Here is a 22,760-nt window from a genome sequence, read left to right on the forward strand (position 1 = left end):
CATGTCATCACACGCGTTTACCGTTTTGTTCGTCGGCTTTCTGGTCGTCTCCCTGCTCGTGCGCTTCTGGCTCGCATCGCGCCACATCCGCCATATCCTCGCGCACGCAAACGCGGTACCGGAGCAATTCGCCGGCAGCATCCCGCTGGACGCACACCGTCGCGCCGCCGCCTATACGATCGCGAAGACCAAGTTCACGCTGTTCATCCACCTGCTGAACGCCGCCGTGCTGATCGGCTTCACGCTACTGGGCGGCCTGCAATGGCTGTCTGCACATGCATTCGATATTTTCGGCCCTGGCTACCGCTATCAACTGGCGTTGGTGCTGGCTTTCGCACTGATCTCGGGCTTGATCGAATTGCCATTCGACTATTTCCGCCAGTTCGTGCTGGAAGCGCGCTTCGGTTTCAACCGCATGACGCCGGCGCTGTTCGTCAGCGATACGCTCAAGAGTTCGGTGATTTCGCTGGCCATCGGCCTCGGCCTGGTGTGGATCGTCTTGATCCTGATGGACAAGTCGGGTGGCTTCTGGTGGCTGTACGCATGGATCGTCTGGTGTGCCTTCCAGCTGATGATGCTGGTCATCGGCCCGCTGTTCATCGCACCGCTGTTCAACAAGTTCAAGCCGCTGGAAGACGAAAGCCTGAAGACGCGCATCGAGAACCTGATGGCGCGTATCGGCTTTTCGGCAAGCGGCCTGTTCGTGATGGACGGCTCGCGCCGCAGCGCGCACGGCAACGCCTACTTCTCCGGTTTCGGCGCGGCCAAGCGCATCGTGTTCTTCGATACGCTGCTGGAACGCCTGGCACCGAACGAAATCGAGGCGGTGCTGGCACACGAACTCGGCCACTTCAAGCTGAAGCACATCGCCAAGCGCATCGCGCTGATGTTTGCCGCCTCGCTCGTCTTCCTCGCCCTGCTCGGCTATCTGAAGACGCAGGCCTGGTTCTATACCGGCCTTGGCGTGGAGCCGCTGCTGATCGGCGGCAGCAACAACGATGCGATGGCGTTGATCCTGTTCGCGCTGGTGCTGCCGGTATTTTCCTTCCTGCTGTCGCCGCTGACCTCGCTCGGCTCGCGCAAGCATGAATTCGAGGCCGATGCCTTCGCCGCGCAATACACGAATTCGCAGGATCTGGTGTCGGCGCTAGTCAAGCTGTACGAAGACAATGCGTCGACGCTAACGCCCGACCCGCTACACTCGGCCTTCTACGATTCGCATCCGCCGGCCACCGTGCGCATCAACCGCCTGCTGGCCGCCGGCTGAAGTCCATGAATGCCGCCGATCTGCAAAATGGACAATGCGTGCCGCAGTACGGCGCATTGTCCGCTGCAGAACGTGCGCAATTGCTGGTAGCGACACCCGCGTGGCGTATCGAGGATGAACGCCTGGTACGCGAATTCCGTTTCGACAACTACTACGCGACGATGGCTTTCGTGAATGCCGTCGCTTGGATTGCGCACCAGCAGGATCATCATCCGGAACTGACGGTCGGCTACAATCGCTGCACCGTCCGCTACGACACGCACACCGCCAAAGGCATTTCCCTCAACGACTTCATCTGCGCCGCCAAGATCGATGCCCTCACCGCGCAACCGCAAGCCTGACAATCAAGAATCGCACGACAGCGTCGGCATCGTCATCGCGGCGCATGGCCGCCATTACGTGGCCGAAGTCGATGGCGAGAAACTGCAATGCGTCACGCGCGGCAAGAAGAGCGACGTCGCCGTCGGCGATCACGTCGCGCTGAAACGCACATCGAACGATCAGGCCGTCATCGAAGCGATCAACGAACGGGCGACACTGCTGTATCGCTCGGATCAGTACAAGTCCAAGCTGCTGGCATCCAACGTCACACAGCTTTTCATCGTCGTCGCCACCGAACCCGGCTTTTCCGACGACCTCGTTTCGCGCGCACTGGTTGCCGCCGAAGCCGCCGGCATCGAGGCGCACCTGATCCTGAACAAGACCGACGTAACGGAAGCGCTGGACAAGGCGCGGCAGCGCGTCGACTTTTACGGCGATCTCGGTTATCCGGTGCACGCCATTTCAGCGCGCGCCGAGCCGGATGCCATGTGCGCCTTGCTGATGCCGCTGATGCAAGGCAAATCGACGATCCTGATCGGCCAGTCCGGTATGGGGAAGTCGTCGATCATCAATCTGATCGTGCCGGATGCGGACGCCGCTGTGCGCGAGATTTCCGCCGCACTCGATACCGGCAAGCACACGACGACCTTCACGCGCCTCTACACGATCGATGCCGACACCACCGTCATCGATTCGCCGGGATTCCAGGAATTCGGCCTCTACCATCTGACCGAAGGCATGCTGGAACGCGCCTTTCCCGAATTCCGCCCGCATCTAGGACATTGCAAATTTTATAACTGCCATCATGTCAACGAACCGGACTGCGCGATCCGCACGGCGGTCGAACATGGCGAGATCAGCGCCATGCGGCATGAGCTGTATCTGCAATTGCTGCATGAATCGTCGCAGAAATTGTACTGACGACCGTCGCAGGCTTCTGCCTTACATATTTTCCCGTCACTTCACCCGCGCCCACCCAAAAACGGGCAATGCCGATAGCGAACCTCGCCTGCCGCCCTTCGGTTCCTCCCCACAAGCAACGGAAATCGGCCATGAATCGACCGTGCATCTGCCCCGGATCGCCTCCGGTATCGGCCTTTCTCCCGGTCCGGCGTAGTTTTTGGGGGTAAATTCCCTTATAATTGAAGAAGTTAGAACAATCGGCGGCAGGCGCCAACCTCGCCGCCGTTTTCATTATGGCAATCAAACATTTTCTGCAGTTTTCGGATCTGAAGCTGGACGAGTTCGAATATTTGATCGAACGCACGCGCCTCATCAAACGAAAATTCAAGAACTATGAGCCGCACCACACGCTGGCCGATCGCACGCTGGTGATGGTGTTCGAAAAGAATTCCACGCGCACCCGCCTGTCGTTCGAGGCCGGCATGCATCAGATGGGCGGCGCCGCCATCTATCTGAACACGCGCGACAGCCAGCTCGGCCGCGGCGAACCGGTGGAAGACGCAGCGCAAGTCATGTCCCGCATGTGCGACGTCATCATGATCCGTACCTTCGGCCAGGACATCATCGACCGCTTCGCCGCCAATTCGCGCGTGCCGGTCATCAACGGCCTGACCAACGAACATCATCCCTGCCAGGTACTGGCCGATGTCTTCACCTACATCGAGCAGCGCGGTTCGATCAAGGGCAAGACCGTGGCCTGGGTCGGCGACGCCAACAACATGCTGTACTCGTGGCTGCAGGCGGCCGAAGTATTCGACTTTCACGTCAAGGTGTCCACGCCGCGCGGCTACGACATCGATCCGTCACTGGTCGCACCGGGCAACACGCACTACACCGTGCATGCGACGCCGACCGAAGCCTGCACCGATGCCGACCTGGTTACGACCGACGTCTGGACCAGCATGGGCTTCGAGGAAGAAAACGCCGCGCGCCTGCAAGCCTTCGACGGCTGGATCGTCGATGAAGCCAAGATGCAGCGCGCCAAACCGGATGCCCTGTTCATGCACTGCCTGCCCGCCCATCGCGGCGAGGAAGTCGCCGCCGAAGTGATCGACGGTCCACAGTCGGTGGTGTGGGACGAAGCTGAAAACCGGCTGCACGTACAAAAGGCATTGCTCGAATATCTGGTGCTCGGCAAGCTCGACTGAACACCGCCAGAAAGACATCGCTCCATTCCCGATTTATCTATCCCCAAACATCAATCAGCACATCAGGCAATCATGTCGACCATTCTTCAATCCGTCCCTGTCAACCAGAAAGTGGGCATCGCCTTTTCCGGCGGCCTCGATACCAGCGCAGCGCTGCACTGGATGAAGCAGAAAGGCGCGCAGCCGTACGCCTACACCGCCAATCTCGGCCAGCCGGATGAACCGGATTACGATGCGATTCCGAAGAAAGCCCTGCAGTACGGCGCGGAAAAGGCACGCCTGATCGACTGCCGCGAACAACTGGCCGCCGAAGGCATCGCCGCGCTGCAAAGCGGCGCCTTCCACATCACGACCGCTGGCGTCACCTACTTCAACACGACGCCGCTGGGCCGCGCCGTCACCGGCACCATGCTGGTCGCCGCGATGCAGGAAGACAACGTCGACATCTGGGGCGACGGCTCGACCTTCAAGGGCAACGACATCGAGCGCTTCTACCGCTACGGCCTGTTGATCAACCCGGCGCTGCGCATCTACAAGCCGTGGCTGGACGACACCTTCATCAACGAACTCGGCGGCCGCAAGGAAATGTCCGAATTCCTGATCAAGTCCGGCTTCGACTACAAGATGTCGGTGGAAAAGGCGTACTCGACCGATTCCAACATGCTGGGCGCGACGCATGAAGCGAAAGACTTGGAATTTCTGAACAGCGGCATCAAGATCGTGCAACCGATCATGGGCGTGGCGTTCTGGCGCGACGACGTCGAAGTCAAGCGTGAGGAAGTCACCGTGCGCTTCGAGGAAGGCCGTCCGGTCGCACTGAACGGCGTTGCCTATCCGAACCTGGTCGACCTGATCCTGGAAGCCAACCGCATCGGCGGCCGCCACGGCCTCGGCATGAGCGACCAGATCGAGAACCGCATCATCGAAGCCAAGAGCCGCGGCATCTACGAAGCACCGGGACTGGCACTGCTGTTCATCGCCTATGAACGTCTCGTCACCGGCATCCACAACGAAGACACGATCGAGCAATACCGCGACAATGGCCGCAAGCTGGGCCGCCTGCTGTACCAAGGCCGCTGGTTCGATCCGCAAGCCATCATGCTGCGCGAAGCGTCGCAGCGCTGGGTCGCGCGCGCCGTCACCGGCGAAGTCACGCTCGAACTGCGCCGCGGCAACGACTATTCGATCCTGAATACCGAATCGCCGAACCTGACCTACGCGCCGGAACGCCTGTCGATGGAGAAGGTGGAAGATGCGCCGTTCTCGCCGGCCGACCGTATCGGCCAACTGACGATGCGCAATTTGGACATCAGCGACACGCGCGACAAGCTCGGCATCTACAGCAAGGTCGGCCTGCTGTCCGGCAATTCGTCCGTGGCTCTGCCGCGTCCGAACAAGAATAGCGACAAGAAGTAATTCATCCATTACTCATTACGAAGAAATCATGACCACTCAATTCGACAACGTCTCCGTCATCAAACAGGCCAACGTCTACTTCGACGGCAAATGCGTCTCACACACGGTACTGTTCCCGGACGGCAGCAAGAAAACCATCGGCGTGATCTTTCCGTCGACGCTGAAGTTCAATACCGGCGCCGCCGAGATCATGGAACTGAACGCCGGCAAATGCCGCATCAAACTGGCCGGCGCATCCGACTGGCAAACCTACGAAGGCGGCCAGAAATTCGACGTGCCGGCCAACTCCAGCTTCGATATCGAAACGATCGAAATGCTGGACTACGTCTGCTACTACCTGTAACGCGTACCGTACCGCGAACCGAAAAGCCCGGTATAGCCGGGCTTTTTTCACGAACGGCAGGACATTTGGCAGGACTTTCTTTCATCGACTGTTTCTGCGCCGTATAGGCTAATGCAATGCATGTCGCGCCACGGCCGCAACAGGAAACCAACAGAAAGCCGTCAGAAATTCCAGGCAGCCCTACCGCCTATAATGAACGCTGTTGAAGGCCGGATATTGCCGGCCCGTCCAAAGTTGATTTACCCAGCACGCTTCTGCCCGCTCACGGCAGTCGCCGTCTCTTCTTCCCGGGAAGGAAAAGCATGATCCTTGGCATTGATGTGGGAGGCACGCATACCGATTCGGTATTGATGCAGGACCGCAAAATCATCCGCAAATCCAAAGTATTGACCGACAAGAACGACATTCTCGGCTGCGTGATGCGCGCAACCCAGGCCGTTGTGACGCCGGACGATATCAGGAAGCTGAAGCGCATCGTGCTCAGCACCACGATTTCCACCAATGCGGTTGCGCAGAACCAGCTCGAACCGGTCGGCCTGATCGTGATGAACGGCCCCGGCGTATCGCCCAGGGATCTGCCACTGTTCGATCAGGCACATTTCATCGCCGGCTACATGAACCACCGCGGCATCGAAGCGGAAGCGATTGACGAAGAGGAACTGGCAGCATTGAAGCAGCAGTTCGGCAACGACAAGATCGACAATCTCGCCATCATCGGCAAATTCTCCACGCGCAATCCCGTGCACGAGCAGGAAGTAAGCGCCTTCTTCGCCGATCAGGCCACGCATGTGTCACTCGGCCATCACCAGTCGGGCGTGCTGAATTTCCCGCGTCGCATCGCCACCACTTATTTGAACTCCGCGATCTGGCGTTTGCACAGCCGCATGATCGCTCAGCTGGAAAGCTATCTGCACGAACTCGGCGCCGATGTACCGTTGTTCATCCTGAAGGCCGACGGTGGAACCATCGGCGTCAAACAGTCACGCCTGTTCCCGGTGCAGACCATCCTGTCCGGGCCGGCCGCCACCATCATGGGCGTGCTGCCCTTCGTTTCGAAGAACGGCGATTCGGTCTCGATCGACATCGGCGGCACCACCACCGACATCGCACTGTTCGCCGACGGCGCGCCGCTGCTGGAACCGAAAGGCGTGGAGATTGAAGGCCACAAGACGCTGATCCGCGGCCTGCTCACGCATTCGATGGCGCTCGGCGGCGACAGCCACGTGCAGGTCGTCGATGGAAAATTGCAGGTCGGCCCGGAACGCAAAGGCGCGGCAATGGCTTTCGACGGCCCGGTACCGACGCCGACCGATGCGCTGATCGTGCTGGGACGTGCCAGCATCGGCGACAAGGCCAAGGCCTTGCGCGCGATGGAAGGCCTGGCAGCAGAACTGAAGCAGACGCCACAACAGGTCGCACAGGCTGTCATCGATACCATGTGCGCCAGCATTGCCGCCAAAGTTCAGCAGATGATTGCCGAGGTCAACAGCAAGCCGGTCTACACGATCCACGAACTGCTCGAAGGCAAGACGCTGAATCCTCAGCAATTGATCGCCGTCGGCGGACCGGCGCCCTATGTGGCAGACCAGATCGGCGAATTGCTGGTGATGCCGGCCGTCGTGCCGGAGAACTCGGACGTCATCAATGCCACCGGTGCAGCAACCGCTCGTACTACAGTGGAACTGAACATCCTGGCCGACACCGAATCGCAGGAACTGACCTTCGCCGAAGACGGCAAGAAGGTGCGGATTTCCTCGCGCACCACGGTCGACGACGTGGTGGACATCGGCCGCGAACGGCTGATCGAAATCGCGAGGGCCGCAGGCGCGCAGGACGAAGATGTGGAAGTCGAAGTCGCGGACTGCCAGTCGTTCAACGTGATCCACGGTTATTCGACCACCGGCAAGAACATCCGTGTCCGGCTGCAGATCAAGCCCGGACTGATCAAGCACGAACCCAGCAACACCGCACAAGTTTGAGAGAGGCCCATCGTGACGAACAAGACAGGACTGGTATTTTTCCCGGCATTCGACTACGCAATTTCGCCGACGCATCCGGAGCGTGAAGAGCGTCTTCTCTATACGCAGGATCAGGTCTTCGAGGAAGGCCTGCTGGACTTCGACAACATCAAGGAATTCAAGCCCGGACTCGCGACCAAGGAAGACATCCAGCGCGTGCATTTCTGCGTACCCGGCATCGACGAGATCGTGCATGCTTCGCACCTGATCGCCGTCGGCGGCTGCATCACTGCGGCCGACAAGGTGATGACCAAGGAAGTCGATAACGCCTTCGCACTGGTGCGCCCCTGCGGCCACCACTCCTTCCGCGTAGTGCACGGCAGCCGCGGCTTTTGCACGCTGAACATGGAAGCGATCATGGTCGAGTACATCCGCCACAAGTATGGCGTGAAGAAAATCGCGATCGTCGATACCGATTGCCATCACGGCGACGGCTCGCAGGACATCTTCTGGCACGATCCCAACACGCTGTTCATTTCGTTGCATCAGGATGGTCGCACGCTGTACCCCGGTTCCGGCTTCCCGAGCGAACTGGGCGGGCCGAACGCCTTCGGCACCACGATCAACCTGCCGATGCCGCCGGACACCTGCGAGGAAGGCTTCCTGTACGTGCTGGACGAAATCGTGATGCCGATCCTGGAAGAGTTCAAGCCCGACCTGATCATCAATTCGGCCGGCCAGGACAACCACTATTCCGATCCGATCACCAACATGAAATTCACCGCGCACGGCTACGCGGTGCTGAACCAGCGCCTGAAGCCCGATCTGGCCGTGCTGGAAGGCGGCTATTCGATCGAGACCGCGCTGCCCTACATCAACACCGGCATCATCCTGGCGATGGCCGGCATGGATTTCAGCCACATCAAGGAACCGGACTACGACGCGGAAGACCAGAAGCAGCCGGCTGCGATCGGCGCGTATCTGGAAAAGCTGAAGGACGCGACCTTCTACCACTGGAACAATCGGGAAGCGCTACGCGAGCAGGTGTATCCGCAGCAGGAATTCCATCAACGCAGCCAGGACGTGTATTACGACACTGCCGGTATCCGCGAACACATCAACGAAACCGTGCGTTCGTGCACGGAATGCGGCGGCACGGTCGTCATCGATTCGCAATGCGAAGATACGCGCAGCCATATCCTGGCCGTGCAGATCCCGCGTTACGCATGCGCGGCTTGCCGCAGCCATGGTGAAGCGGAATACGAGAAGGCGAAAACCGGACGCGGGGAATATACGCAGGTATTCCTGCAGGACAAGGACAACGACCGCTATCTGTCCAAGTAAGGCATTCAGTAAAACAAAAAAGCCCGGTTTGGAGACCGGGCTTTTTTATTCTCGATCAGAGCGTCGCACGCTCTATTTCATACGCTGAATTTGCACTCCCTTTCTTTGTTCTTTTTTGCGGCGATCACGGAAAACAAGAAAGATAATGAAAAACATGGTCAGACCGAACGCCGCCCAAACTTGTGCAGTCACCTTGCGCAGTTCGATGCCGGTCAGGTCTGAAATCATCTGGCTTAACATGCAAATGCTTCGAGATGATCGACATGCAAGCGTCTCGTCATACCAAGTATCGAACGCAAAATAAAACATAAGGCACGCAATCAGGAACAGGAAAGTCATAACACTGCGAAATTGCCCTGCATCGGTGCTCGTCATCAGATATTTTTCGTTGGGCATAATTGGAAGCAGAAATTCTAGATCATATCGCGCCAAACAGTCTCGCCATGCTTGGCGCCAATAGCCATCCCACGATCGCGCAGTGCAGCACAACAGTTACCCAATAGATTTTCTGAAACGAGCGCTTGCTGCATTTGTGACGCAAGCTCTTCTGCGCCAACCATCCACCGGGCCAACCGCCCATCAGATCGACAAGATGCAAAGTGCGCTCGGCAATCCTGCGTTCGCCACGACACGCCGCACGCTTGTCGCTGGCGTAAACCGAGAAGCTGATCAGGCTCAGAACGCCATATACCGCCGGCACCAGCAGCCAAGTAGCTACATACCAACGCATCGCAGCGGTTATAGGAAAACAGGTTCTGGCTCGAGCACGATACCAAAGCGCTGTTCGACATCGTCACGAATCGCTTGCGCCAGCTGTGCGATCTCGCGGCCGCTGGCACCGCCGCGGTTGACCAGCACCAGCGCCTGCAAATCATGTACGCCGGCCGCACCGACAGTCTTTCCCTTCCAGTCGCACTGATCGATCAGCCAGCCCGCTGCCAGCTTGTAGCTGCCGTCCGGCTGCGCATAACTGACCAGTTGCGGATATTGCGCCAGCAGCGCATCGCGCTGCACTGCCGTCACGACCGGGTTTTTGAAGAAACTGCCCGCATTGCCGATTGCCGCCGGATCGGGCAGCTTGCGGGTGCGGATCGCGATGACGGCATCACCGATCTGGCGCGCCGTCGGTTCGGCAATGCCGCGCACCGCCAGTTCCTGCGCAACGTCGGCATACCGCTTATTCGCCTGCCATTGCTTCGGCAACGCGAACGTCACGTCCAGCACGACGGCCCGTTCGCGCAAGCCGTGCTTGAACACGCTGTCGCGATAGCCGAATGCGCAGGCGGCCTTGTCGAGGACGGCGGTTTCACCGGTTTCGAAATCGAAGATCGTCAGTGCATGGAAGCGATCCTTGATCTCGATGCCGTAGGCGCCTATGTTCTGGATCGGCGCGGCGCCGACGCTGCCGGGAATCAGCGACAGGTTTTCCAGCCCGCCGAAACCGTGTGCCAGCGTCCACTGCACGAAACCATGCCAGTTCTCGCCGGCAGCGGCGCGGATATAGGTCGCATCGTTGTCTTCACCGGTGACTTCCATCCCTTTCGACTGCATGTGCAGCACGAGGCCGGGGAAATCCCGCGTCAAGAGGATGTTGGAACCGCCGCCCAGCACCAGGCGCGGCAAGCCGGCAAGCTCCGGATCGCGACGTACGGCCTTCAGCTGCGCGACATCCGTCACCGGCAGATAGGCGCGCGCCGTCGCCTCGACGCCGAATGTGTTCAGCGCGCGCAACGGGAAATCGGTCTGTACAGCGGTCCGAACGGGAAGAGAATCAGCCATAGCCGGCGATTATAATCGCGCGACTGTTCACCCGGTTTTTTGTCCGCTAGAATGGCCCGTCAACAGGCCGCCTCCTGCGGCTGCGCCATCTACAGAGGAATCACTAACATGCCATCTTTCGATACCGTCTCCGAAGCCAATATGGTCGAAGTCAAGAATGCCGTCGACCAGGCCAACAAGGAAATCTCCACCCGCTTCGACTTCAAGGGCAGCGATGCACGCGTCGAACAAAAGGAACGCGATCTGACTGCCTATGCCGATTCCGAATTCCAGCTCGGCCAGGTACGCGACGTGCTGACGAACAAGATGACCAAGCGCAACGTCGACGTGCGTTTCCTCGATCTGGGCAAGATCGAGAAGATCGGCGGCGACAAGGTCAAGCAGGTGATCAAGGTCAAGAACGGCATCGAGACCGAAGATGCCAAGAAGATTGTGCGCATCATCAAGGACAGCAAGATGAAGGTGCAGGCCAGCATCCAGGGCGATGCAGTACGCGTGACCGGCGCCAAGCGCGACGATCTGCAGGCGACGATGGCGATGCTGCGCAAGGAAGTGAAAGACCTGCCGCTGGAATTCAACAACTTCCGCGATTGATCGCTACCCGCACCGCCACCTGCAATTTCCACTGACGGCCTCGACGACGGCCCCGGCCGCCAACCACTTCGCGGAGATCATTCGATGAACATGCGTCTGTTTGCGTGCGCACTTTGCATGACTTCGCTGCAGGCTTTTGCTGCGGACATCAGCGTCGTCGGCGTCTTTCCCGACAAGGCGGTGCTGGTCATCGACGGCGGCATGCCGAAGACGTATTCGGTCGGCAACACAGTCGCCAGCGGCATCAAGCTGGTTTCCGTCAGCAAGCACGGCGCCGTCTTCGATGCGAACGGCAAACGCCAGACGATCGACCTTGGCGGCTACGTCAGCCGCATCGCGCCATCCGCCGTCTCCAGCGTCACATTGCAGGCCGACGGCCGCGGGCATTTCGTTGCGCAGGGCCAGATCAACGGCGGCACGCTGCGCATGCTGGTCGATACCGGCGCATCGATGGTTGCACTGCCTGCTTCCGATGCGCAGCGCCTCGGCATCGATTACACCAAAGGCCGGCCGGTCTTCATCAATACCGCGAACGGCACGGTGCGTGCCTATCAGGTCAAGCTCGATACCGTGAAAGTCGGCGACATCGTGCTGAACCAGGTGGATGGCGTCGTGCAGGAAAGCGGCCTGCCGGTCGTCCTGCTCGGCATGTCCTTCCTGCGTCGCATGGAAATGCGACGTGATGGCGAACAAATGGTGCTGACAAAAAGATACTGATCGCTTCACAAAATAAAAATAAAAAGCCCCGACATACCGGGGCTTTTTTCATGGCAAAACATCACCGTCATCACGCATCCGGATCCTTCACATGGCGACGCTGCTTGACTGCCGCTGCCAGCGTTTCCAGCACGCCCAGGCTGTCTTCCCAGTTGATGCAGCCATCGGTGACCGATTGGCCATAAGTCAGTTCCTTGCCCGGAATCAGATCCTGGCGGCCGGCGACCAGATGGGATTCCACCATCACGCCGACGATGCGTGTTTCGCCGCCAGCGATCTGCTCGGCGATATTGGCGTTGACCGGAATCTGGTTCTCCGGCTTCTTCGAGCTGTTCGCATGCGAGGTATCGATCATCAGGCGCGATGCGAGGCCGGCTGCGGCGATGTCCTTGCAGGCCTGGTCGACGCTGGTTGCATCGTAGTTCGGTGCCTTGCCGCCACGCAGAATCACGTGGCAATCCTCGTTGCCGCTGGTCGACACGATTGCCGAGTGGCCGCCCTTGGTCACCGACAGGAAATGGTGCGGCTGCGATGCGGCCTTGATCGCGTCGACTGCGATCTTGACGTTGCCGTCGGTGCCGTTCTTGAAACCGACCGGGCACGACAAGCCGGACGCCAGTTCGCGGTGTACCTGCGATTCGGTCGTGCGCGCGCCGATCGCGCCCCAGCTGATCAGGTCGGCGATGTACTGCGGGCTGATCACGTCGAGGAATTCGGTACCGGCCGGGAGACCGAGTTCGTTGACGTTCAGCAGCAGTTCGCGCGCCATGCGCAGGCCGTCGTTGATGCGGAAGCTGTTGTCCATGTACGGATCGTTGATCAGGCCCTTCCAGCCGACCGTCGTACGCGGCTTCTCGAAGTAGACGCGCATGATGATTTCCAGCTCGCCGGCGAAGCGCTCGCGCTGCTTGACCAGCAGGTTCGCGTACTCCATCGCCGCCTTGGTGTCGTGAATCGAGCACGGGCCGATGACGACCATCAAGCGGTCGTCCTGACCGTGCAGGATGCGATGCAATGCCGTGCGCGCATTGGCTGCAGTGGTCGCTGCCTTTTCGGAGCAGGCGAACTCGCGAATCAAATGCGAGGGGGGAGTCAGTTCCTTCATTTCTCGGATCCGTAAATCGTCGGTGCGCGGCATGGTTTCTTCTCCAATCAAAACTTTTCGATGAAACAAAAAAACCGCCATCGCTGGCGGTTCTGTCAGATATTCGGTTTAAGCTTTTTCAGTCTGCGCGCTTACCGCTTCTCCACCGCCATCGGGCTGGAATAGCTAAAGTAAAAGTAAAACGAAAAGCGCAAAAAGGTCATTTCAGTACCGAAAAAACGAGATTTCCAAACAATATTGCAGCAATCGGCCGGGTTTGGCAAGTTTGGCGTTGCTTTCGTGGCGTAAGCGGCAACAATGACCTGATTGTCAACAGACGATCAGGCCGTGCCGCCTACCGTCACGCCGTCGATCCGCAGCGTCGGCTGGCCGACGCCAACCGGCACACTCTGTCCTTCCTTGCCGCAGACGCCGACGCCGCTGTCCAGACGCATGTCGTTGCCGATCATTGCCACGCGGTTCAGCACGTCGGGACCGTTGCCAATCAGCGTCGCGCCTTTCACCGGGTAGCTCAGCTTGCCGTTCTCGATCATGTAGGCTTCGCTGGCCGAGAACACGAACTTGCCGTTCGTGATGTCGACCTGACCGCCGCCGAAGTTGACCGCGTACAAGCCGTTCTTCACCGACGCGAGGATTTCTTCCGGCTCCTTGTCGCCGGCCAACATGTAGGTATTTGTCATGCGCGGCATCGGCAGGTGCGCATACGATTCGCGGCGCGCATTGCCGGTCACCGGCATCTTCATCAGGCGCGCGTTCATCGTGTCCTGGATGTAGCCTTTCAGGATGCCGTCTTCGATCAGCGTCGTGCACTGCGTCGGATTGCCTTCGTCGTCGATGTTCAGCGAACCGCGGCGATCGGCGATCGTGCCGTCATCGACGACGGTAACGCCCTTGGCCGCGACGCGCTCGCCGATACGGCCGGAAAACGCACTCGAACCCTTGCGATTGAAATCGCCTTCGAGGCCATGGCCAATCGCTTCGTGCAACAGCACGCCAGGCCAGCCAGGGCCGAGCACGACCGTCATCGGGCCGGCCGGAGCCGGACGCGCTTCCAGGTTGACCAAGGCCGAAGCCACCGCCTCGCTCGCATATTTTTCCAGCAGTTCATCGCTGAAGTAACCGTAGCTGAAACGACCGCCGCCGCCGCTGGTGCCCATTTCGCGACGCCCATTCTGTTCGGCAATCACCGTGATCGACAGACGCACCAGCGGACGGATATCCGCCGCCAATACGCCGTCGCTGCGCACGACCAGCACGACATCGTATTCGCCTGCCAGTCCCGCCATCACCTGCACGATGCGCGGGTCCTTGGCGCGCGCGATGCGTTCGATGCGTTCCAGCAGCTTGACCTTTTCGGTGGCATCCAGCGACGTCAACGGATCGTTCGGCAGATACAGCGAACGGCCGCCGCTTGGCTGGATCGCCGACGCAACCTTGATCTTGCCGGCGCCCTGGCGCGCAATCGTGCGCGTGGCCGTCGCCGCTTCGAGCAAGGCACGCTCGGAGATTTCATCGGAGTACGAGAACGCGGTCTTGTCGCCCGACACCGCGCGCACGCCGACGCCCTGGTCGATCGAAAAGCTGCCGGTCTTGACGATGCCTTCCTCCAGACTCCAGCCTTCGCTCTTGGTGAACTGGAAATACAGGTCGGCGTAATCGACGCGATGCGTGAACATCGTGCCCAGCGTCTTCAGCAGCACGGATTCGTCGAGGCCGAATGGCGTCAACAGGATGTCGCGCGCGGCAGCCAGTGTTTTCAGATTGGGTTCGAATGGCGTCATGGGCTTTCGGTGGCGCAGTCAAATCGCGCACAGGATAAATTCGGGATTCGGATCATGCATTGTAGAACATCCGCCGGATCGACTCCGGAACGGGTGTCGCACTACAGTTTCCTGTGGCGCAACGCCGGTAGATTTTCGCGGATACGCAATAGATGTTGGGGATCGATGTCGCCGATTGCAAGGCCTTCGCCCTCGGCACAGACGGAGACGATCTCGCCCCACGGGTCGATCAGCATGCTGTGTCCCCATGTCGTGCGGCCGTTGACGTGGCGGCCGCCCTGCGCGGCTGCCAGTACGTAGCACTGGTTCTCGATAGCACGAGCGCGCAGCAGGATTTCCCAGTGAGCGCGGCCGGTCGTATAAGTAAACGCGGCCGGTACCACGATCAATGTGCAATCGCCCATCGCGCGATACAGCTCCGGAAAACGCAGGTCGTAGCAGACCGACAGGCCGACGCGGCCGAACGGCGCATCGAAACTCGCCACTTCGCTACCCTGCACGATAGTGCGCGCCTCGTCGTAGGACTCTTCGCCCTTCGTGAAGCTGAACAGATGAATCTTGTCGTAGCGCTTCGCGCGCTGGCCGTCAGGGCCATAGACCATCGTCGTGTTCAGCACCTTGTCCGCGCACGATGCGACCATCGGCAACGTGCCGCCGATCAGCCAGATACCGAAGTCCTTTGCTGCACGCGCCATGAATTCCTGAATCGGCCCGCCGCTGACCTGTTCTGCCAATGCAATCTTGTCTGTCTCGCGCATGCCCATCGCCGGCCAGTATTCGGGCAACAGCACCAGTTGCGCGCCCTGCTGCTTCGCTTCCGCGATCAGACGCGTCGCGGTCGCAATGTTTTCTTCGACAACCGGCGTCGACACCATTTGTATTGCGGCAATCCGGGTGACAGCATCATGCATGGTTCATCCCTCCGGTGTAGTCGGTGCAATTTCCGTCTTGCGTTCGACCTTGACGACGTTCGGATCACTCCACGGCCCGGTGATCGCATATTCGAACGTGAATGCCTTCGCCAGCGGTGCACGCAGGAACAACTGCGCCAGGAACGTACCGGCACCGATCACCGGATTGACGGCCAGCGCATAGGCGACCGATGCAGCACCGGCGTTGATCTCCGGAACGACGACCACGCTCAGGTCCTGCGTTTCCTTGTCGATGTCGGCCGAGCCCGTAATCAATACAGTAGCACTGACGCCGCGCATTTTCAGGTTGTCCGTGTGTGCGACGCCGTTGGCGATCTGCGCGTTGCCGTTGATGCCGTCGAATGCAAACCCTTCGGAGAACACATCGCGGAAATCCAGCGTCAGGCGGCGCGGCAGCGATTGCAGGCTCAGCACGCCGAGCAGCTTGGCCGCACCCGGTTCCACTTTCAGGAACTGGCCACTGCTGATGTCGAGATCGAGGTTGCCCGACAGCGTCGGAAAATCGATGGAAAACGGCAATCCTTTCCAGTTGATCGCACCGCTCATCTTGCCCTTGCCGCCGCGCACCACGTCGACGAAGCCGAAACGGTTCAACAGGCCGCCGGCGTTGGCAATGTCCAGGTTGTAGTCGAGGCTGGAAATATTGCTGCCGTTCTTCGCCAGCCAGCTGCCGCTTGCGTTCAACGTCGCATCCGTGTTCTTCAAGGCGAGATTACGTATCTTCCATTCGCGGCCCTCGGTTGCGCGCACATAATGCGCCCGCAGTTCGAGGCGGCCCAGCTTGCGGTCGAACAACTGAAAATCCTCGGCGACGATATCGAGCGCCGGCATCTCGGTCGTCTTGTCGGTATTGGCCAGCAAGGTCTTGACATCGGAACTGGCGGACTTCGGCACCACCAGCGATGCCAGCCGCGCCGTCACCTTGCCGAGGCCGCGCCCCGACGACGATTCGACCCACGTCAGGTAACCCGAAGCCTGCTGCGAATCGATATTGGCCTGCCAGGTGTTTTCATCGTGCGACACGCCGACCACGACGTTGTCGATCTTCTTGCCGAGCAGGTACAGCTCGGTGGCGCGCACCGCCACCACATTCGGCTCTACATACTGCGCCACGTCCGGTCCGTCTGGTGCCGCCTTCTTGCCGCCTTTCGCCGTATCGCTCAATGACGAAGTCAGATCCAGCCAGTCGTCCACATTCAGCGAACGCATGTTGACGTTGGCCATCAGGCCGTCATCTGGTATCGGCGGCGGCACGTTGACGCCGATACCGCCGCGCACCACGCGCCAGCTCGCAGCCGGATCGTTTGCATTGCGTTCGCGCTGGTAGCTGGCAGCGATCATGCTGCCGAGCGAAATCTGTATCGTGTCGCGCGACAGCGCCGCGTTGTCGGAAGCCACACCACTCTGTGCGAACTTCAGCGGCAGCGCATCGCGCGCCGCCTTGCGCAACGGCGCCGGGAAATCGAGACCGAGGCCGCGCAGGTTGGATTCCACCGTCACGTCGACCAGCTTGCCCTTGACTGCCACCGCCGCCGTGAACTTCGTGCTGCCGCTGATGCGATCGGCAAACTTCTGCATCGCCGGCGACGCATAGCTCTTGCGCAGGCCGGCGGCTGTCAGGCTGCCATCGGCCTTGATCAGGATATTGCCGTCCTTCTGCGAGCCACCACTCAATGTCAACGGGCCGCCGAGGAAATTCGTCTTCACGCCTTCGAGCGTCACGCCCTTTTCGTTGAAAGCGACCACGCCGCCGGTCTGCGTCATCTGCGGCATCGCATTCATCAATGTCACGCCGTTGCCGGCGAACTTCAGGCGGCCTTCAACCCTGGCATCGTCCAGATGATTCAGCGGCAGGCGCAGCTTCAGGCCCAGCGCGGCATCGCCGGTCGCCTTCGTCTCGTCGGTGAAGTGGCCTATCCATCCTGCCACCGGGCTGTCCACCGTGTACTGCACCAGATCCTGCAGCGTGCCGGAAGCATCGCCATCTATTTCCAGCATCAGGTTGTCCGACAACAGATCGGGAATCACGGCCTTCACGTCGGAAACCGTCGCGCCGTGCGTATGGCCGCTGTCAGCCAGGATTTCCATGCGCGTGCGGTCGAAGCGGATCGTGCCCTTGATCTTGTCCAGGATCGGCCACAACGGCATCTGGCCGTCTCGGCCGAATTCATCCGGCGCATAGTTCAGCGCACCGTCGTCGATACGGCCGCTGAACGTGAATTCGCCCTTGGGCTTGTCGTTCGGCTTGGCGGTATGAAACGGGAATTGCGCCAGATCGCCCTTGATGCGGATGCGGCCGTCGCGCAAGGTGCCGCCGACCAGTCCGCCGGTCAGCCAGTCGCGCACGTCGGCATCCATTGCCGTTGGCAGATAATCGCCGACGCGGTTCAATTCCAGCCCGTCGATATTGCCGCTGACATCGATGACGCCCGGCACATGCCCCTTGCGATCCAGCGGCATCAGATGCGTGCCGGACAGCGAAACGTTCAATCCGCCCTGCGCCACATCGAGCCGGCGCACGTCGAGGAATAATTGATCGTTCGGACGGAAATCCCATTTCGCATCCATCTTCAGCGCATCGAAGAAGACTTCCGGCTCGGTGAAATAGGTCGGCAGCGACAACTTCACGTTGTTCGATGCCAGCACAAATGCGCCGCCTTCGCTGTTGGCATCGATATGGCCGCTCAGGTTTTCGAAACCGGGAATCGCCGGCACCGCAGCCTGCGCCGGCCTGTGGGCGGTCGCCGGCCGTGCCGCGCGCGCCGGCTGCGCATTCAGCGCCAGTCCGATGAAATCGCCCTTGACCTTGTAGGACTGAATGTCCGGATATGCGCCCTGCCATTGCGCAGAAAAGTTCTTCAGTTGCCCACGCGGAGAAAAATCCTCCAGCAGGCGCAACTGCTCGACCGGCAACGGCAGGCGGCCGACGAAATCGGCCAGCGCGCGCAAATCGAGCAAGGTCGCCTGCACCTCGGTCAGCGCCGGCTTGCCGTTCTTCGCCGCCACATAGCGTTCGCTCATCGTGGTCTTCGGCAATATCAACCCGTCACGCCCGTGCAGCGTCAGGTCGGTGACGGCGATCGTGTGGCCCTGCATGCCGAAAGTCGGCAGGCCGGTAGCTGCCGCGTCCAGCGATTCGCGCACTGCAACGCGACCGTTGGCACTGATCAGGTCCAGCGGCGCCAGATCGCGGCGCAATTGCAGCCGAACGTCCGACAAGGACAGATCGGCAGTCAGATCGGCCACGCGCGCATGATCGAAGGCCAGCCAGGCCCGCACCGATCCTCTGGCTGCCTGCAGATCGAACGGAAAGTCGAGCCAGGTCTTCCATGCGGCCAGATCGGTGTTGCGCAGATCGGCGTAGATCTCGCCGGTCCATTGCGTCGCATCGGAAATCTTGTCGGCAAACAAGGGATGATCGAAGCTGGCGCGCACGTCCAGCGGCGCGGCAATCGCTTCGGGCGGCGTCGCATGCAACGCAAAACGATGACTGTTGCCGCTGTTGCGCAGCACGATGTCGACATCGTTCAGCTGCAGCTCCGGTGCCTGGCGCAGATCGTCCTTCCAGCGCAGCCGGCCGCCGTGGATGCGGATTTCTTGCTGCGACAGCACCCAGTCGGCAGCACGGCCGTCGCTGCTCTGTTTCAGATCGAGCGGCAAGCCGGCCACGTAGAAGTTGCCGTCTGCATCGCGCAGCACATCCATGTCCGGCCGGTCGATCTCCAGCCGATCCAGCCGCAGATCGACCGCCAGCAGCGACCACCATGACACGGTGGCGGATACTGCCGGCAATTGCAGCGCAGGCTTGCCGTTCTTGTCGTAAATGGCGACATCGCTCAGCGCGAGTTCGGGCTGCAGGCCGCGCCAGGATGCGGCGATGGCGCCTATCGTCACCGGGCGTCCCAGCGCATGCGCCGCCACCTGTTCGACATCGACACGGTAATCGGCAATCTGCGGCAATACCGCATAGCGCAGCGTCAGGAACAGCGCACAGAAGATGAAATAGAAAACGATCGCTAACCGCAACAGCCACTTCAGCATGTGACATCCTATGCTGCCCAGTCGACTGCAGGACATGTGGAGAGAACGCCAGCCTGTCTGCAGCCTGTCAGCCAGAGAAATCCGTTCGGGTTGGCGTTGCTCGGTAGGCATTAATCAAAGAGTCGGTAGGTCGACATCGCGTAGAATAAATTCGGCGCACTGCTCGGTGCTGACAACATCGAGACGGCTTGGTTCAAGTATCTCAATCATCGATCTCAGGTATCGCCGCGACAAACCATCCGTCTTTCGACAATTCTGGAACCCAATCTTGACGAACATGCCCCAATCCGACATCTCCGCCTCGCGGTTCTACACCCGATGGATCAATGCCGATGCATCGCGCGCGCAAAAGGTGGCCGAAACCGGCAGATTATCCCTGAACGCCGAAGTTTTCGCTCGGATTTTACAAGAGGAGACCGCCGCCGGCACCGCGCTGCCGGCCGCCATGCGCCGCTTGCGCAACCTGGTGATCTGCACGCTGATCCGGCGCGATCTGAGCGGCCATGCCGATCTGGCCGAAGTGCTGGACACGATGACGGCATTCGGCGACTTCGCCGTGCAGCAGCAACTGGCCGCCGTCACCGCCGACATGATCGCGCTGCACGGCACGCCTATCGGCGCCGAATCGGGCCGCCCGCAGGAAATGATCGTGCTCGGCATGGGCAAGCTCGGCGGCGGCGAACTGAACGTCTCGTCCGACATCGACCTGATCTTCGTCTACCCGGAAGACGGCGAAACAGCGACGACCTCGCCCGAGCAGAAGCAGTTGTCCAACCATGAATTCTTCGTCCGCACCGGCCGCAAGCTGATCGCTGCGCTGTCCGAAATCACCGAAGACGGCTTCACCTTCCGCGTCGACATGGCGCTGCGGCCGAACGGCGCGTCCGGGCCACTGGCCGCCAGCCTCAACATGGTCGAGGAATACCTGATCGTGCAAGGCCGCGAATGGGAGCGCTACGCCTGGGTCAAGGCACGCGCGCTGACCGGCCATCCGGACGACATCGCCGCGCTGGACCAGATCGTGCGCCCCTTCGTCTATCGCCGCTATCTCGACTACGGCTCGATCGATGCGATCCGCAACATGCACGCGCAGATTCGCGCCGAAGTCGCGCGGCAGGAAGCGCGCCATCCGGACCGCAGCAACAACGTCAAGCTCGGCCGCGGCGGCATCCGCGAGATCGAATTCATCGCGCAGGTGTTCCAGCTGATCCGCGGCGGACGCGACGCCGTACTGCGCGACCGCTCGACGCGCCATACATTGCGCACGCTGGCGGAAAAGCAGCTGCTCAAACCCGAGATCGTCGACCAGCTGCTGGACGCCTACACCTTCCTGCGCAATCTGGAGCACCGGCTGCAGTATCTGGACGATGCGCAGACGCACACGCTGCCCGCCAACGAAGACGACAGGCTGACCGTCGCGCGGATGATGGGCTATGCCGACACCGCTGCGCTGCTGGCCACGCTGGAAGAGCAGCGTGCGCTGGTCGCCCTGCAGTTCGACGAAATCTTCGACGACCGGAAGAGCGAACAGCAACAGGCCGAAGTCAGCGCGGAATTGCATGCCGTGCTGTCCGCCTCCGACAGCGAGGAAGCAATCGCCGCCTTCCTGCAGACGCTGGCCTTCGACCATCCGGAAGAAGCCGCGCGCCGCATGCTCGCCACCTGGCATTCCCCGCGCCTGCAGTCACTGCCGGAAGCCAGCCGCAACAAGCTGGTTGCCCTCGTCAACGCCGCGCTGCCCCTCATCGCAAAAGTCACGCAAACCCATGCCGCCACGCTCGGCCGCATGCTCGATTTCCTGGAAGCGATCGCACGTCGCGCCGCTTATCTGGCGCTGCTGACCGAATATCCGCACGCGCTGGAACGCGTGATCCGCATGATCGCCGCCAGCAACTGGGCCGCCACCTACCTGACGCGCCATCCGCTGCTGCTCGACGAACTCCTGGACGACCGCACGCTGAAGGCCGCGCCCGACTGGGGCGCCTTCGTGCAGAATTGCCAGCGCCAGCTGGATGAAGTGCCGGGCGATACCGAACGACAGATGGACATCCTGCGCGAGATGCACCACGCACAACTGATCCGCCTGCTGGCGCAGGATCTGGTCGGCGACCTCACCGTCGAACGCCTGGCCGATCATCTGTCCGATCTGGCCGACCGGCTAGTCGCGCTGACGATGAACGCAATCTGGAAGATGCTGCCCAACCGCCATCGCGATGTGCCGCAATTCGCCGTGATTGCCTTCGGCAAGTTGGGCGGCAAGGAGCTCGGTTACGCCTCCGATCTCGACGTCATCTTCCTGTACGACGACGATCATCCCGATGCGCCGGCGCTATACGCCAAGCTCGCACAACGCTTTATCACCTGGATGACGTCGCACACGCCGGCCGGCATCCTGTTCGACATCGATACCGCGCTGCGGCCCGACGGCGCCAGCGGCCTGCTGGTCACGACAGTCGCCTCGTTCGAGAAATACGAAACCCAGTCCGCCTGGCTGTGGGAACACCAGGCATTGACGCGCGCCCGCTTCTGCGCCGGTGACACCCACATCGGCGAGCGGTTCGAGTCGATCCGCGAAAAGGTATTGTGCCAGTCACGCGACGACGGCAAGCTGAAACAGGACATACTGGAAATGCGCAAGAAGATGCACGACGCGCATCCGAACCGCACACAGCTGTTCGACCTCAAGCATGATGCCGGCGGCATGATCGATATCGAATTCATCGTCCAGTATCTGGTGCTGCGCCATGCCGCCGATCAGCCGCGACTGACCGGCGACATCGGCAATATCGCACTGCTGAAACTGTGCGGAGAACTGGGACTGATTGCACGTGACCTGTCGGAACAATGCGCCGATGCCTACCGCACTTTCCGCCGCATGCAGCACCATATCCGGCTGCAAGGCGAAGAACGCGCACGCGTTGACAAGGACAAGGTGGTAGCGGAAACCGGTGCCGTCACGACACTGTGGCAGCAGGTATTCGGCTGATCACGCCAACCGCATCTTCATGAAAAAAGCCGTCCTCTTCGGACGGCTTTTTTTCGAACAGCATT

Annotated in this window: 18 protein-coding genes; 11 read left to right on the forward strand and 7 right to left on the reverse strand. The window is 60.5% G+C overall.

All coding sequences use genetic code 11. The features are described 5' to 3' along the window. The first annotated feature begins 1 nt into the window (after position 1). The 8 genes from IEV40_RS03350 (at position 2) to IEV40_RS03385 (ending at position 8,760) form a co-directional block, all read left to right on the forward strand. A complete protein-coding gene (locus IEV40_RS03350) occupies positions 2-1,267 on the forward strand; it encodes a M48 family metallopeptidase (RefSeq protein ID WP_188419525.1) in 1,266 nt (421 codons plus the stop codon). Between the two features lie 5 nt (positions 1,268-1,272). Beyond that, entirely contained in the window at positions 1,273-1,608 is a 336-nt protein-coding gene (locus tag IEV40_RS03355; protein ID WP_188419526.1) for a 4a-hydroxytetrahydrobiopterin dehydratase, read from the forward strand. Beyond that, positions 1,580-2,509 carry a ribosome small subunit-dependent GTPase A gene (gene rsgA, locus IEV40_RS03360; RefSeq protein ID WP_188419527.1) on the forward strand — a complete coding sequence of 310 codons (930 nt, stop codon included), beginning with the start codon at positions 1,580-1,582 and terminating at the stop codon, positions 2,507-2,509. Before IEV40_RS03355 ends, rsgA begins: the two co-directional genes overlap by 29 nt. A gap of 275 nt (positions 2,510-2,784) precedes the next feature. Further along, positions 2,785-3,699 (forward strand): ornithine carbamoyltransferase, encoded by a 915-nt coding sequence (argF, locus tag IEV40_RS03365; RefSeq protein WP_188419528.1) that lies wholly within the window; start codon positions 2,785-2,787, stop codon positions 3,697-3,699. 72 nt (positions 3,700-3,771) lie between these two features. After that, on the forward strand, positions 3,772-5,115 hold the full coding sequence (argG, locus tag IEV40_RS03370; RefSeq protein WP_188419529.1) for an argininosuccinate synthase: 1,344 nt from the start codon (positions 3,772-3,774) through the stop codon (positions 5,113-5,115). Positions 5,116-5,143: 28 nt separating this feature from the next. Beyond that, positions 5,144-5,458: a pyrimidine/purine nucleoside phosphorylase gene (ppnP, locus tag IEV40_RS03375; protein ID WP_188419530.1), complete on the forward strand. Its 315-nt coding sequence runs from the start codon at positions 5,144-5,146 to the stop codon at positions 5,456-5,458. A gap of 302 nt (positions 5,459-5,760) precedes the next feature. Further along, on the forward strand, positions 5,761-7,437 hold the full coding sequence (locus IEV40_RS03380; protein ID WP_188419531.1) for a hydantoinase/oxoprolinase family protein: 1,677 nt from the start codon (positions 5,761-5,763) through the stop codon (positions 7,435-7,437). A 12-nt stretch (positions 7,438-7,449) separates the two neighbouring features. Continuing rightward, a complete protein-coding gene (locus tag IEV40_RS03385; protein WP_188419532.1) occupies positions 7,450-8,760 on the forward strand; it encodes a histone deacetylase family protein in 1,311 nt (436 codons plus the stop codon). A gap of 72 nt (positions 8,761-8,832) precedes the next feature. On the opposite strand, the gene IEV40_RS03390 is transcribed toward IEV40_RS03385, so the two are convergent. Genes IEV40_RS03390 through murB form a run of 3 tightly spaced genes read right to left on the reverse strand, consistent with a single transcriptional unit; the run spans position 8,833 to position 10,539 of the window. Beyond that, complete coding sequence (locus IEV40_RS03390) at positions 8,833-9,135, reverse strand: hypothetical protein (RefSeq protein ID WP_188419533.1); 303 nt, start codon at positions 9,133-9,135, stop codon at positions 8,833-8,835. Positions 9,136-9,178: 43 nt separating this feature from the next. Next, complete coding sequence (locus IEV40_RS03395; protein WP_188419534.1) at positions 9,179-9,490, reverse strand: DUF1294 domain-containing protein; 312 nt, start codon at positions 9,488-9,490, stop codon at positions 9,179-9,181. Between the two features lie 8 nt (positions 9,491-9,498). Beyond that, positions 9,499-10,539 (reverse strand): UDP-N-acetylmuramate dehydrogenase, encoded by a 1,041-nt coding sequence (gene murB, locus IEV40_RS03400; RefSeq protein WP_188419535.1) that lies wholly within the window; start codon positions 10,537-10,539, stop codon positions 9,499-9,501. Between the two features lie 108 nt (positions 10,540-10,647). On the opposite strand from murB, the gene IEV40_RS03405 reads away from it, so the two are divergent. Beyond that, a complete protein-coding gene (locus IEV40_RS03405; RefSeq protein ID WP_188419536.1) occupies positions 10,648-11,133 on the forward strand; it encodes a YajQ family cyclic di-GMP-binding protein in 486 nt (161 codons plus the stop codon). A 117-nt stretch (positions 11,134-11,250) separates the two neighbouring features. Next, positions 11,251-11,850 carry a retropepsin-like aspartic protease family protein gene (locus IEV40_RS03410; protein ID WP_229723930.1) on the forward strand — a complete coding sequence of 200 codons (600 nt, stop codon included), beginning with the start codon at positions 11,251-11,253 and terminating at the stop codon, positions 11,848-11,850. A gap of 70 nt (positions 11,851-11,920) precedes the next feature. Here IEV40_RS03410 and aroG read toward each other — a convergent pair whose 3' ends face one another. The 4 genes from aroG to IEV40_RS03430 all read right to left on the reverse strand — a co-directional run bounded on the left by aroG (position 11,921) and on the right by IEV40_RS03430 (position 19,709). Further along, positions 11,921-12,988: a 3-deoxy-7-phosphoheptulonate synthase AroG gene (gene aroG, locus IEV40_RS03415; protein ID WP_188419538.1), complete on the reverse strand. Its 1,068-nt coding sequence runs from the start codon at positions 12,986-12,988 to the stop codon at positions 11,921-11,923. A gap of 287 nt (positions 12,989-13,275) precedes the next feature. Beyond that, positions 13,276-14,736: a metalloprotease TldD gene (gene tldD, locus IEV40_RS03420; RefSeq protein ID WP_188419539.1), complete on the reverse strand. Its 1,461-nt coding sequence runs from the start codon at positions 14,734-14,736 to the stop codon at positions 13,276-13,278. A gap of 101 nt (positions 14,737-14,837) precedes the next feature. Beyond that, on the reverse strand, positions 14,838-15,647 hold the full coding sequence (locus IEV40_RS03425) for a carbon-nitrogen hydrolase family protein (protein ID WP_188419540.1): 810 nt from the start codon (positions 15,645-15,647) through the stop codon (positions 14,838-14,840). A 3-nt stretch (positions 15,648-15,650) separates the two neighbouring features. Continuing rightward, on the reverse strand, positions 15,651-19,709 hold the full coding sequence (locus tag IEV40_RS03430) for a YhdP family protein (protein ID WP_229723931.1): 4,059 nt from the start codon (positions 19,707-19,709) through the stop codon (positions 15,651-15,653). Positions 19,710-19,986: 277 nt separating this feature from the next. On the opposite strand from IEV40_RS03430, the gene glnE reads away from it, so the two are divergent. Continuing rightward, entirely contained in the window at positions 19,987-22,695 is a 2,709-nt protein-coding gene (gene glnE, locus IEV40_RS03435) for a bifunctional [glutamate--ammonia ligase]-adenylyl-L-tyrosine phosphorylase/[glutamate--ammonia-ligase] adenylyltransferase (RefSeq protein WP_188419989.1), read from the forward strand. Positions 22,696-22,760 lie beyond the last annotated feature (65 nt).

Origin of the sequence: Oxalicibacterium solurbis (assembly GCF_014635845.1) — a bacterium.
Classification (GTDB): domain Bacteria; phylum Pseudomonadota; class Gammaproteobacteria; order Burkholderiales; family Burkholderiaceae_D; genus Oxalicibacterium; species Oxalicibacterium solurbis.